The sequence below is a fragment of the Vibrio sp. R10-SG-ISO4 genome (genome assembly GCF_059834135.1).
Genome location: NZ_JCBDHJ010000025.1, coordinates 18,617 through 31,982 on the forward strand (window position 1 = coordinate 18,617; position 13,366 = coordinate 31,982).

At 52.2% G+C, this 13,366-nt stretch carries 12 protein-coding genes; 10 read left to right on the forward strand and 2 right to left on the reverse strand.

From position 1 onward, the window contains the following. Positions 1 to 259: 259 nt before the first annotated feature. The 5 genes from AC6R03_RS17900 (at position 260) to AC6R03_RS17920 (ending at position 4,353) form a co-directional block, all read left to right on the forward strand. Positions 260 to 427: a hypothetical protein gene (locus AC6R03_RS17900; protein ID WP_334555499.1), complete on the forward strand. Its 168-nt coding sequence runs from the start codon at positions 260 to 262 to the stop codon at positions 425 to 427. A 141-nt stretch (positions 428 to 568) separates the two neighbouring features. Beyond that, on the forward strand, positions 569 to 835 hold the full coding sequence (locus tag AC6R03_RS17905; RefSeq protein WP_334555500.1) for a YihD family protein: 267 nt from the start codon (positions 569 to 571) through the stop codon (positions 833 to 835). Positions 836 to 1,149: 314 nt separating this feature from the next. Beyond that, positions 1,150 to 2,568, forward strand: a complete 1,419-nt coding sequence (gene ccoG / locus AC6R03_RS17910; RefSeq protein ID WP_500628972.1) for a cytochrome c oxidase accessory protein CcoG — start codon at positions 1,150 to 1,152, stop codon at positions 2,566 to 2,568. A 157-nt stretch (positions 2,569 to 2,725) separates the two neighbouring features. Continuing rightward, positions 2,726 to 3,727 (forward strand): serine/threonine protein kinase, encoded by a 1,002-nt coding sequence (locus AC6R03_RS17915; protein WP_500630514.1) that lies wholly within the window; start codon positions 2,726 to 2,728, stop codon positions 3,725 to 3,727. 26 nt (positions 3,728 to 3,753) lie between these two features. Then, positions 3,754 to 4,353 carry a thiol:disulfide interchange protein DsbA/DsbL gene (locus tag AC6R03_RS17920; protein ID WP_500630513.1) on the forward strand — a complete coding sequence of 200 codons (600 nt, stop codon included), beginning with the start codon at positions 3,754 to 3,756 and terminating at the stop codon, positions 4,351 to 4,353. A gap of 53 nt (positions 4,354 to 4,406) precedes the next feature. Here the strand turns inward: AC6R03_RS17920 and yihG are convergent, their stop codons facing one another. Then, the gene (yihG, locus tag AC6R03_RS17925) at positions 4,407 to 5,318 is read right to left on the reverse strand and encodes a 1-acylglycerol-3-phosphate O-acyltransferase, YihG family (RefSeq protein WP_500630512.1); all 912 of its coding nucleotides are present in this window, start codon (positions 5,316 to 5,318) and stop codon (positions 4,407 to 4,409) included. Between the two features lie 187 nt (positions 5,319 to 5,505). Between yihG and AC6R03_RS17930 the strand changes: the two genes are divergently transcribed. Then, positions 5,506 to 6,501: a DUF2860 domain-containing protein gene (locus AC6R03_RS17930; RefSeq protein WP_500630511.1), complete on the forward strand. Its 996-nt coding sequence runs from the start codon at positions 5,506 to 5,508 to the stop codon at positions 6,499 to 6,501. Positions 6,502 to 6,548: 47 nt separating this feature from the next. Here AC6R03_RS17930 and AC6R03_RS17935 read toward each other — a convergent pair whose 3' ends face one another. Next, complete coding sequence (locus AC6R03_RS17935) at positions 6,549 to 8,075, reverse strand: YifB family Mg chelatase-like AAA ATPase (protein ID WP_500630510.1); 1,527 nt, start codon at positions 8,073 to 8,075, stop codon at positions 6,549 to 6,551. 544 nt (positions 8,076 to 8,619) lie between these two features. On the opposite strand from AC6R03_RS17935, the gene ilvG reads away from it, so the two are divergent. From ilvG to ilvD, 4 genes are read left to right on the forward strand one after another with little or no spacing between them, the layout of a single operon-like run. After that, complete coding sequence (gene ilvG, locus AC6R03_RS17940) at positions 8,620 to 10,266, forward strand: acetolactate synthase 2 catalytic subunit (protein ID WP_500628978.1); 1,647 nt, start codon at positions 8,620 to 8,622, stop codon at positions 10,264 to 10,266. A gap of 1 nt (position 10,267) precedes the next feature. After that, on the forward strand, positions 10,268 to 10,552 hold the full coding sequence (gene ilvM / locus AC6R03_RS17945; protein ID WP_334555508.1) for an acetolactate synthase 2 small subunit: 285 nt from the start codon (positions 10,268 to 10,270) through the stop codon (positions 10,550 to 10,552). Between the two features lie 11 nt (positions 10,553 to 10,563). Next, positions 10,564 to 11,508 carry a branched-chain-amino-acid transaminase gene (ilvE, locus tag AC6R03_RS17950; RefSeq protein ID WP_500630509.1) on the forward strand — a complete coding sequence of 315 codons (945 nt, stop codon included), beginning with the start codon at positions 10,564 to 10,566 and terminating at the stop codon, positions 11,506 to 11,508. A 13-nt stretch (positions 11,509 to 11,521) separates the two neighbouring features. After that, positions 11,522 to 13,363 (forward strand): dihydroxy-acid dehydratase, encoded by a 1,842-nt coding sequence (ilvD, locus tag AC6R03_RS17955; RefSeq protein ID WP_500630508.1) that lies wholly within the window; start codon positions 11,522 to 11,524, stop codon positions 13,361 to 13,363. Positions 13,364 to 13,366 lie beyond the last annotated feature (3 nt).

Below are 13,366 nucleotides of genomic sequence, written 5' to 3' on the forward strand. Positions count from 1 at the left end.
TATCTCGCCAAAGTTTCTGTCTACTCACAGAATAATAGAGAATGAAAAACAGTGATCGATTAGTTATCGACCAATTCTACCCTTAGTGCTACTCTAACGATTGATATGCATGTATATCAACAATCCTGGTTAATTATTTGGATTGGCGAAAGCCAGAAGAGCCAACCTTCAGCAGCATCAAGGTGACGTTGAAGCTCAACTCATAGTTAATACAGGCCATTAAATTGGCAATGGAGATGCCTGACAGTTAGGTACATCGATGCGCCCAGCAGCAGTCAGGTTTTCGCACACAAACCGTAGTGCGATGCGTCGTCGTAGTGGATTTGCGTCTGCTCCAACGGCAAAAAAAGTCAACCCTGCGATGACGTTAGTGGAACAGACAACTCTTTTGATGTCTGCCCCATCAAAAGCGGTAAAAGCAGCATAATGAAAAGCGCAGCTTCGTCTGCGCTTTTTTTTGCCCCCTGATTACGCCCATTGTCGATAAGCACGGCACGATTCGCGTTGCTCTCTGCACGTCCCTTTTGCTACCTTAAGGCAAAACATTATAAAAATTGTGGAGAACAGCATGAAGTGTCACCGTATTGAAGAGTTATTAGAACTGCTTGAGCCAGAATGGCAAAAAGACCAAGAGATGAACTTATTGGCGTTTATCGTCAAACTCAGCCAAGAGGCGGGGTATCAAGGCAAACTTGAAGAGCTGACCGATGATGTACTTATCTATCATCTAAAAATGCGCAATAGCGCAAAAGACGAGATGATTCCCGGGCTCAAAAAAGATCAAGAAGATGACTTTAAAACCGCGATTTTGCGTGCGCGCGGTTTAATTGATTGAGCGACACATTGCGTCACGGATCAGATATGGCGACCTTAGGGTCGCTTTTTTATCGCTAAACCATCTAGTAGCACGTGTTATTAGTCATTATGGTTATAGCGTTTGGGCTAATTTGTGGTTAAAGCTTGATAGTCTTAAAGAAAACCCATTCCTATTGCGTATATAATCGCCAGCTAACAATAAAAAACAGATCACAAGATCTCCAAACAACTTGAACTCGGCTGCGCCGCACTGGGCCAAGTTGACAGGAGACCAGAGCAAAGTCGGACGCAACAAGGGCAACACACCCTTGCTTTAGCCTATAAGGAAGCACCATGAGTCAAGATAAGATCGATGTCAAAGACGTGACTCCGAAAACCTTCAATCCCAAAACTCACAAAAACAACGGCGACAGATTTAACCCAAGCAATCGCATCTACGTCAGAGAAAGCAAAGGCACCTTCCAAAGGCTGCGCCGCTATGGTGGCTGGTTTCTATTGCTGCTATTTACACTTATCCCCTGGATCCCTTACGGCGATCGTCAGGCGATTTTGCTCGACATCGGTCAGCAACAATTTAACTTTTTTAGTACCACACTCTATCCGCAAGATCTCACCTTGCTCGCGTTGCTGTTCGTGATTGCGGCCTTTGCGCTGTTTTTTATCACCACGTTTTTAGGCCGTGTCTGGTGTGGCTACCTCTGCCCGCAAACCGTGTGGACCTTTATGTACATCTGGTTTGAAGAAAAACTTGAGGGCAGCGCAAATAAACGCCGCAAACAAGACTCTGGCCGCTTGACCGCCTCACTCGCGTGGCGAAAAACCCTCAAGCACATGGCGTGGCTGGCCATTGCGTTAGCGACGGGCTTTACCTTCGTTGGCTATTTTGTGCCAGTGAAATCCTTAGTGGTTGAGTTTTTTACCCTCAACGCGTCGTTTTGGCCGGTATTTTGGGTGCTGTTTTTCGCCGGCTGTACCTACGGCAATGCCGGCTGGATGCGCTCGATCATGTGTATTCACATGTGCCCGTATGCACGTTTCCAATCGGCAATGTTCGACAAAGACACCTTTATCGTCGGTTATGACAGTGCACGCGGTGAGCAACGCGGCCCGCGCTCGCGCAAAGCCGATCCCAAACAGCTCGGTTTAGGCGATTGCATCGATTGCGATCTTTGCGTGCAAGTGTGCCCGACTGGCATCGATATTCGTGATGGTTTGCAATATGAGTGCATCAACTGCGGCGCTTGTATCGATGCGTGCGATCACACCATGGAGCGGATGGGCTACGACAAAGGACTCATCAGTTACACCACCGAGCACCGTCTCTCCGGCAAGCACACCAAGGTGATGAGGCCAAAACTGCTCGGCTACGGCGCGGTGCTATTGGTGATGATTGGCCTGTTCTTCGTTCAAGTCGCCAGCGTTGACCCCGCAGGGCTTAGCGTACTGCGTGACCGCAATCAGCTGTTTAGAGTCAACGGCTCTGGGGAGATTGAAAATACCTACACGTTGAAGATCATCAATAAAACCCAGCAACGTCAGGCGTATCAACTCTCTGTTGAAGGGCTGAGCGATGTCACTTGGTACGGTAAACAGACAGTACAAGTGGCGCCTGGGGAAGTCCTCAACTTGCCAATGAGCTTGGGCGTCGACCCGGACAATCTCAGCTCACCTGTCGCGACAATCCAGTTTATACTGTCCGACAGCCAAGACTTTACCACCCAGGTGGAAAGTCGCTTTATCAAGAAGCTGTGACCATCGTTTAGCAAGAGAAGGTCAATTCAATCACCTTGATAAAAATGCGTCGAGAGGCGACGCTCTAGGGTGAAGGGCTCATGATGAGCCCTTTTTGCCCCTCACGACCATGCTAGCGTCATGCATGGTTCTTTTTCTCAGTCACAAGAAACCGGCTATGACACAACAGATTCTCTCAACACACGCCTTTAACTTTGATGCCCTTACCCCGGATTTTATGTGGTATGCGCTAGAGAGCATCGGCATTCGCGCTGAATCCGGCTTTTTGCCACTCAATAGCTATGAAAACCGCGTGTATCAATTTAGCGATGAAGAGCGCCAACGTTATGTGGTCAAGTTCTATCGTCCTGAGCGCTGGAGTGCCGAACAAATTCAGGAAGAGCACGATTTCACCCAAGAGATGGTCGAAGCAGAGATCCCCGTCGCGCCGCCACTGGTCATCAATGGTGCCACGTTGCATCACTACCAAGGCTATCGCTTTGCGCTGTTTGCCAGCGTGGGCGGCCGCCAATTTGAAGTGGATAATGTAGAGCAGCTCGAGGGCGTCGGTCGCTATTTAGGGCGCATTCACAATATCGGAGCCAAACAAGCGTTTGTGCATCGCCCCAGCATGAGCCTTGAAGAATACCTCTACCAACCGAGAGCGCTGCTGCAAAATTCCGACTTTATTCCTCTTCATCTGCAAAGCGCCTTTTTCAACGATCTCGACCTGCTGATCGCCTCACTCGAAGCGCAGTGGGACAACAGCTATACGCCGATCAGGCTGCATGGTGACTGTCATCCAGGCAATATTTTGTGGCGTGATGGTCCGATGTTTGTCGACCTCGATGACGCGCGCAATGGGCCAAGTGTTCAAGATCTTTGGATGCTGCTCAGTGGCGAACGTAGTGACAAACTGATGCAGCTTGATATTATCCTCGAAGCGTACCAAGAGTTTCACGATTTTAATGTTAACGAATTGAAACTAATCGAGCCGCTGCGCGGTCTACGTATGGTGCACTACATGGCATGGTTAGCAAAACGGTGGCAAGATCCTGCGTTCCCACTCGCCTTTCCTTGGTTTAACGACGCAAAATATTGGGAAAATCAGGTACTCGGGTTCAAAGAGCAGATATCCGCACTGAGTGAGCCCCCCTTGTCATTGATGCCACAGTGGTAAAAAAAGCCTTTTAAAATGGAGTCATTATGAAAAAACTGTTTGCACTTGTCGCCGCCCTATTCCTCAGTGTTTCGGCACACGCGGCTCAGTACAACGAAGGTGAGCACTACAAAGTGTTGAACATGGAACCATCAAGCAAGCCTGTGGTGACGGAGTTTTTCTCTTTCTACTGCCCACACTGCAACTCGATGGAACCCGTGATTGTCCAGCTCAAAGCTCAGCTACCTGAAGGGGTGAAGTTGCAGAAAAATCACGTCTCGTTCATGGGTGGCAACATGGGCCTTTCCATGAGCAAAGCATACGCGACTATGGTGTCGCTTGGCGTGGAAGATCAAATGGTGCCGGTGATGTTTAACCGTATCCACAACTTGGGTAAAGCACCGAAGAGTGACGAAGAGCTGCGCCAAATCTTCACTGACGAAGGCATCGATGGTAAAAAATTCGACTCTGCCTTCAATGGTTTTGCGGTGGACTCTATGGTGCGCCGCTTTGACAAGCAGTTCAAAGACAGCGGCCTAACGGGTGTGCCTTCTATCGTGGTTAACAACCGTTACTTGGTTCAGCCACCACGCGGTTTTACCCTAGAGCAATACTTTGACTTGGTGAACTACCTGCTGACTCAATAAGACAGTCACTATCGTCAAACGAAAAAAGGAGCCTCGGCTCCTTTTTTGATGGGTCACTGTTTTGAGGGTGGTGGACTTGATGATGGCGGCTCATGGATTGCTTTGAGCTGCGCATCTTTCCTCTGCCAAACCTCACCGAGCCACTGCTGAAACTGGCGTTTATAGGGCTTATCATTGAAATAGTCACCCAGCACCTGCTCATCCACCGGCAACACTTGCACGCGAACTACGATCTTGGTCATTTTGCCCATCAACACATCGCGAAACGGTTTATCTGGGTTATTCGGGTACGCGAGCGTTACGTCTAGGATATTATCAAACTGCTCGCCCATCGCCGCTAAGGTATAGGCTATACCACCGGATTTCGGTTGCAGCAGATACTCATAACCGGCTTTGCTGCGACGCAATTTCTCTGGCGTGATACGGGTGCCTTCCACGTAGTTCACCACTGTGGTCGGGCTATGTTTGAATTTGGCGCACGAGCGACGTGTGGTTGCCAAGTCTTGTCCCCGTTTTTCAGGATGACGCAGCAGGTATTCGCGCGAATAACGGCGCATAAATGGCATGTCCAGCGCCCAGCACGCCATGCCAATAAACGGCACGTAGAGCAGTTGCTGCTTGAGGAAAAACTTCGGCATCGGGATTTTGTCTTTAAACACCGAGCAGAGCACCACAATGTCGGTCCAACTTAGATGATTGCTGATCATCAGATACCAACCATCGCGCTTCAGCGCATCTGCCCCTTGTACATCCCACTCCACACGGTTTGAGAGGCTCAAAATCGCGGTGTTGACCGTCGCCCACAACCACATCACCCGATTGGCCAATGCCGTCCCCTTCGCTTTCAGCTCGGGCGTTGGTAACAGCAACTTCAACAGCGCAATGAGACAAATGAGCAGAGAGCAGACAGCAGAATTGAGCGCCACCAGCAACACGTTCATTACCAGTAATAAATAGGCCAACATAGTGAAATAGTGAGATCCAATGAGTAGTTTACGATGTATGTTGCGTAATAATCTTGTCGTGTGGTCAAGATAACTTGGGTTTTAAAAAAGCGCGTGCAATTATACAAGTCCTTGACCACATTGGAATCGTTAAGGCGATGGTCTGAGTAGTTGGCCACGCCACGCACTGGAGTTTTAGGAGACGAAAATGGATGTTCGCTTTGCAATACCGGTTTTATCACTTATCGCCACCTCGTTATGTTCTGCAAGCGCCGCTGCTAATCCGAACGGTCGCCCTGGGCTCAGTGGCGAGATTTCGCTCAATGCGCTCTATCTCTCCTCCACCTCCAACTTCAACACGTCAGGTGATGAGGTCATCAACAGCATCGAGCAAAGTGGCACCAGCGACAGCAGTGTGATCCCTGCGCCGCTTGGCAACCTTCGCTATACCTTTGGCTCAAAAGGTGACAAACAACTCTATGCCGGTACCTCGCGCGATGACATTGCCATCGGCACCCTCGCACTTGAGCTCGGCTATAAACAGCGTTTAGCGTATGGCACCACGGTGGATGTCTCCTATTTGCCAACGGTGATGTCTGGCGAAGTGTGGCAAGACCCGTATCTTGTCGGCGTAGCGCGCGCCACCACCGATGAAAAAGGCGACGCGTATCGACTCAAGCTGGGCAATATTCTCGGCACAGGCATCAACCTTGATAGCGCTTACGGCAAAAAAGAGGTCGATGACGAACGTTCAGGACTGACACAACTCACGCCAGACAATGCCTTAGCCCTGCGCCGTGACAGCGACAACTACTACCTCAAAGGCAGTGTGCGCGTGCCTTTCAGTCGCGCCGCCTTTGTGGTGCCTGCGATCATCTACACGCGCAGTGATGCCGAAGGGGCCGCCAACTCATTTCGCTCTTGGGGCGGAGAGATCTCCCTCTTTCAGCGTATTGCCCGTCATCAGCTAGTGCTCACCGCGGGCTATCGCAGCCGCGACTATGACGCCATTCACCCTCTGTATGGTCAAACTCGCAGTGAAGACAAACTCAGTGTGTTTGCCGCTTATGAGCTGCAACAGTTTCTCGGCTGGCCAAATTTATCCTTGGTCTCCTTCGCCGGGTACAATGAAACCGACGCCAACCTCGACTTTTTTGACGAAAAACAAGCGCTGTTCTCTTTGGGTTTAAGCTTTCAGTTCTAACCTGCCCCACAGGGCTTGCGGCGTTCGTTGGCCCTCAGCTTGGTGCATCACACCGCCTGCGCAGTCAACTGCTTGAGCAAGCGATCCATCGCGCGATAACCGAGCGCCTCGGCCAAATGAGGTCGCTCTATGTCCTTTGTACCATCCAAATCAGCGATGGTGCGTGCCACTTTGATGATGCGGTGATAGGCACGAATCGACAGCCCCAATCGGTGCAGCGCCGTTTCCAAAAACTCTGCATCGGCTTTCTTGAGTGGGCAAAACGCCTCAATATCGCGACTGCCTAGCAGCGCGTTGACACACTCACTGCGCGCCAACATGGTCTCTCTTGCCTGCTCAACGCGCAGCCTGACCTGCTCGGTAGGCTCACCGCGATCGCCCCCTTCAGACAAGGTGCCTTTAGGCAATGCGGGGATCTCTATCGACATATCAAATCTATCCAGCAAAGGTCCAGACAAACGGCTCAAATAGCGCAAAATGGCCTGAGGATTAACGCGAGTTTGGTTGCCCTCATAGTAGCCGGTCGGACTCGGATTCAGCGCACCCACCAATTGAAAGCGAGCGGGAAAGCGCGTCTTACCTTGCGCTCTGGAGATAATGATCTCCCCGGATTCGAGTGGCTCGCGCAGTGAATCGAGCACTTTTCTCTCGAACTCGGGCATCTCGTCCAAGAAGAGTAAGCCATTGTGTGCAAGCGAAATTTCACCCGGTCTTGGCAAGCTCCCCCCGCCCACCAAGGCCGCCATAGAGCTGGAGTGATGCGGCGCGCGAAAGGGGCGCTGTTTCCAATTATGGGCGTTGATTTCTTGCTGAGTCAGCGAAGTGACGGAGGCGGTTTCCATCGCTTCGGCTTCGGTCATCTCTGGCAATAAGTCACACAAACGCGACGCAAGCATGGTTTTACCCGTACCGGGTGGACCCAAAAACAACAAGTTATGATTGCCTGCTGCGGCAATTTCCAATGCGCGCTTGCCTTGTTGCTGACCAATAATGTCTTGCAAACAACGGGTCGAGCGCAGCGGCTTGGTGGGCTCTGGTGCACTTTGAAACAGATTCAAGCTCTGTTGTCCGCACACATCCGCGCACACCTCTAGTAAGCTGCTGGCCGACTTGTGCACCGCGGCGCCTACTAGCGCCGCTTGATCGCCGTTCTGTTTGGGCACCACCAAGCAGCGCTGGACTCGGCTGGCAGCAAGCGCGGCGGGCAACACCCCTTTCACGCGGCGAATTTTGCCCGACAGGGCCAATTCGCCGATGTACTCTTTATCGCTCATCGCCGAGAGTGGTATCTGGTCTGAGGCCGCCAAAATCCCGAGCGCGATCGGCAAATCAAAGCGGCCGCCCTCTTTAGGCAGATCGGCAGGCGCGAGGTTGACGGTAATTCGCTTGGCAGGAAATTCAAACCGAGAGTTGATGATGGCGCTGCGCACTCTATCTCGTGACTCTTTGACGGTGGTTTCCGGCAGCCCCACTAGGGTAAACCCAGGCATCCCATTGCTGATATGGACTTCCACCGTCACCGGCGGGGCTTCGACACCGACCGATGCGCGGCTATGAATCACGGCTAAACTCATGTGTACTCTCTGATTGAATTGACTAGGCGTGATGTTATATAGCGTGTAGAGAAGCAGCGGGAATGTGAAAAAAGAATGACTTTTTGCTTGTCATGTAACGGAATTCTATGTTACCACTAGTGACGCAATCAATTTCGTACGAAATTAAGCCGACGCACGTAACCAAAACTGCACAAACAGCAGAACCAGTGAAATGCGCGATTGGTACGAATGGCGACACAACATCAACGTAAATAATTAAATATGAATTTCAACGCCCGCTTCACTTCACTGCTAGCCCTGATTATCGTGGTCATTATTGATTCCGCGCGGGGGATGGTGGGCAAAAAATAACCACAGATTCTAAAAAACCCCCGCACTGAAAAGTCCGGGGGTTTTTTTCAACCTATGGGATGGCAGAATTTTAAGCGTTAGACAGTTCATCATTAAGAACTGCAGGAAGAATGGGAGCGCACATGACGTGCAAAGCAACACAACAAGACTGCCAAGCCACTCGCTGTCACAAGACACAAGGTCGCAGTCACAAGACACAAGGAGGCCTTTGATGACTGGTGCAGAGTTAGTCGTAGCCGCATTAAAACAGCAAGGCATCCAAACCGTCTTTGGGTACCCCGGCGGGGCCATCATGCCAATTTACGATGCCCTTTATGATGGCGGTGTTGAGCACATTTTGTGTCGACACGAGCAAGGCGCCGCAATGGCCGCCATTGGAATGGCACGAGCCACTCAAGAAGTGGCCGTCTGTATGGCAACCTCAGGACCGGGAGCCACCAACTTGGTCACTGGCCTTGCCGATGCCTTTATGGACTCCATTCCACTGGTGGCGATCACCGGACAGGTCGCCAGTTCACACATCGGCACCGACGCGTTCCAAGAGATGGATGTGATTGGCATGTCGCTGTCGTGTACCAAGCACAGCTACCTAGTGACCGACATCAACGAACTGGCACCGACCTTATCCGAGGCATTTGAAGTCGCTAAAACCGGCCGCCCGGGCCCTGTGATTGTCGATATTGCCAAAGATGTCCAACTGGCCAACGCGCCGGTTTCTGTTCTTTCTTCTTTCACTCCACCTGCCATGCCACGCGCCAGCGCTGATGAGATTGCCAAAGCACAAGATCTGCTGTCACACAGTGCCCGCCCCGTATTATACGTCGGTGGTGGTGTGCAACTTGGCCATGCCACGGGTGCCGTGCGCGAATTTTTGCGCCTCAACCCGATGCCATCGGTCAGCACACTTAAAGGCTTAGGGACAATTGAACGTCATGACCCACACTACTTAGGCATGCTTGGCATGCACGGCACCAAAGCCGCTAACTTGATTGTGCAAGAGTGTGATTTGTTGATTGCCGTCGGCGCCCGTTTTGATGACCGCGTGACCGGCAAACTCGACACCTTTGCGCCAAACGCCAAAGTAATCCATATCGATATCGACGCCGCCGAAATCCACAAGCTACGCCAAGCCAATGCGCCTGTTCGCAGTGAAATCGGCGTTGCGCTCTCTCAGCTCGAATTGTCTCAAGACATTACACCGTGGGTGAAACACAGCGAGAGCTTACGCAGTGGCTTTAAGTGGCGCTATGACCACCCAGGCTCATTGATTTACGCGCCGGGCTTATTGAAAACCTTGTCGGATATGATGCCTGACAGCAGCATCGTCTCGACCGATGTTGGCCAGCACCAAATGTGGGCGGCACAGCACATCCAGCCGCGCGAGCCGCAGAACTTCATCACCTCAGCCGGTCTTGGCACTATGGGCTTTGGCTTACCGGCAGCCATGGGCGCCGCCGTTGCCAGACCGGGCGATCAATCAATTCTGGTCACCGGTGATGGCTCATTTATGATGAACATTCAGGAACTGGGCACGTTAAAGCGTCGTCAGATCCCGGTGAAAATTGTGCTGCTCAACAACCAACGCCTCGGCATGGTGCGTCAATGGCAATCGCTGTTCTTTGATGGCCGCCACAGTGAAACCATTCTGGATGACAACCCTGATTTCGTCATGTTGGCAAAAGCGTTCGACATTCCGGGTAAAACCATCAGCCGCAAAGAAGAAGTCGGCCCTGCGCTAAAAGAGATGCTTGAGAGCGAGACGTCGTACTTGCTGCATGTCCTTATCGATGAAGAAGAAAACGTATGGCCGCTGGTCCCACCAGGCGCGTCCAACAACGATATGCTGGAGAACACTTAACATGGAAAGATACTTAATTGATATTAAAGCCGATGATAAACCGGTACTGCTTGAGCGTGTCCTTCGCGTGGTTCGTCATCGTGGCTTTGTGGTCAAACAGGTGGCCGGTACGCAAAACCACTCCAGCAAAATCGCCAGCGTAGAGATCATCGTCGACAGCGATCGCCCCATTTCATTTCTCACCAATCAGATTGAAAAACTGTGGGACGTGCGCAGTGTCGAAGTGACGCAAATTGCGAATGACGCATTGCCAAACAATAACCTACAACAACAAATTTGCGCATAAGGAAGGCAATCATGGCAACAAAAACCGCAGACTACATCTGGTTCAACGGCGAGATGGTCCCTTGGGCCGAAGCCAATGTGCACGTGCTGACCCATGCGATGCACTATGGCACCTCCGTGTTTGAAGGCGTGCGCTGCTACAACACGCCTAAAGGGCCGATTGTTTTCCGTCACCGCGAACACGCGCAGCGTCTCAAAGACTCCGCCAAAATTTACCGTTTCCCAATTCCTTACAGCATCGATGAGATCATGGAAGCGACCCGCGAAACCCTGCGCCAAAATAAGCTTGATAACGCTTATATCCGTCCGCTCGGTTTTGTCGGCAACGTCGGCTTGGGCGTTTGCCCGCCCGCGGATACCGAAATGGATCTCATCATTGCCGCTTTCCCTTGGGGCTCTTACCTAGGTGAAGAAGCGCTAGAGAAAGGCGTTGATGCGATGATCTCCAGTTGGAATCGCGCCGCACCGAACACCATCCCAACCGCAGCAAAAGCGGGCGGTAACTACCTATCTTCCTTGCTAGTTGGCGGTGAAGCCCGTCGTCACGGCTACGATGAAGGGATCGCGTTGAGCGTTGATGGCTACCTGTCTGAAGGGGCCGGTGAGAACATTTTCGTCATCAAAAATGGCGTGATCACCACTCCACCCGCCACCAGTGCGATTTTGCCTGGCATTACCCGTGATTCGATCATGACGCTCGCGCGTGACATGGGTTATGAAGTCCGCGAAGTCAACATTGCGCGTGAAGCGCTCTACCTTGCCGATGAAGTCTTTATGACCGGCACCGCGGCGGAAGTCGTTCCCGTCGCAACCATTGATAAAATCGAAGTGGGCTGTGGCCGCCGAGGCCCTATCACTCAAGCCCTTCAAACGGCCTACTTTGGCCTATTCAACGGCACCACTGAAGATAAGTGGGGCTGGTTAGATTACGTTTACCCCGCAGACGCAGCAAAATAAGGAAGTATGCAAAATGCCTAAATACAGATCCGCCACCACCACTCACGGACGTAACATGGCCGGTGCTCGTGCACTTTGGCGCGCAACTGGGGTAAAAGATGAAGATTTCGGTAAACCGATCATCGCCGTAGTGAACTCGTTCACTCAGTTTGTTCCCGGTCACGTTCACCTCAAAGACATGGGCCAACTGGTAGCTCGCGAAATTGAGAAAGCAGGCGGTATTGCCAAAGAATTCAACACCATCGCGGTCGATGATGGCATTGCGATGGGTCACGGCGGCATGCTCTACTCGCTGCCTTCTCGTGAGCTGATCGCCGACTCGGTGGAGTACATGGTCAACGCCCACTGCGCGGATGCCATGGTGTGTATCTCCAACTGTGACAAAATCACACCGGGAATGCTGATGGCCTCAATGCGCCTCAATATTCCGGTGATTTTCGTCTCGGGCGGACCAATGGAAGCGGGCAAAACCAAGCTGTCTGATCAACTGATCAAGCTCGACTTGGTTGACGCGATGATCCAAGGCGCTGACCCTAAAGTCTCCGACGAGCAAAGTGAGCAGATTGAGCGCAGCGCCTGTCCAACTTGTGGTTCGTGCTCAGGCATGTTTACCGCCAACTCGATGAACTGTCTCACCGAAGCCCTCGGTCTTTCTCAGCCGGGTAACGGTTCGATGTTGGCCACACACGCCGATCGCGAGGCGCTGTTCATCAATGCCGGTAAGCGCATTGTCGAGTTGACTCGCCGCTACTACGAGCAAGAGGACGAGTCTGCCTTGCCGCGCAACATTGCCACCTTTGACGCGTTTGAAAATGCTATGGCGCTCGACATCGCCATGGGCGGCTCCACCAACACCATTTTGCACCTGCTTGCGGCGGCGCAAGAGGGTGAAGTGGACTTCGATATGGAAGACATCGACCGTCTGTCACGCCAAGTACCTCACCTATGTAAAGTGGCGCCGTCGACGCAAAAATACCACATGGAAGATGTCCACCGTGCAGGCGGCGTCATGGCGATTTTGGGTGAGCTTGACCGCGCCGGTTTGCTGCACAATGATGCCCGCACCGTACTGGGCCTATCGATGAAAGAGCAGTTGGCGCAATACGACATCATGCAGACCGAAGACCCAGACGTGTTGACCTTTTTCCGCGCAGGACCGGCCGGCATTCGCACTACCAAAGCCTTCTCTCAAGACTGCCGCTGGGATCGACTCGATGACGATCGCGTCTCTGGCTGTATTCGCGCCAAAGACAACGCCTTTAGCCAAGAAGGCGGCCTTGCGGTGCTAAAAGGCAACATCGCACTTGATGGTTGTATCGTTAAAACCGCTGGGGTGGACGAGAGCATTCTCAAGTTCACTGGCCCTGCGGTGGTCTTTGAAAGCCAAGAAGATGCCGTCGAAGGTATTCTCGGTGGCAAAGTCAAAGCGGGCGATGTGGTCGTCATCCGCTATGAAGGCCCGAAAGGCGGCCCGGGCATGCAAGAGATGCTCTACCCTACCACCTACTTGAAATCTATGGGGCTTGGTAAAGAGTGTGCTCTGCTTACCGATGGCCGCTTCTCTGGCGGTACTTCGGGTCTCTCTATCGGTCACGCCTCTCCAGAGGCGGCCAATGGCGGCGCGATTGGCCTGGTGAAACCGGGTGATTTGATTGCGATCGACATTCCAAACCGCACCATCTCGCTTGAGGTGTCTGAAGAAGAGCTGGCGACTCGCCGCGCAGAGCAGGACAAACTGGGCTGGAAACCGGTTTCTCGCGAGCGTGAGGTCTCTTTTGCTCTGAAAGCCTACGCCAGCATGGCCACCAGCGCAGACAAAGGCGCGGTGCGTGATAAGTCCAAACTCGAGGGCTAAACC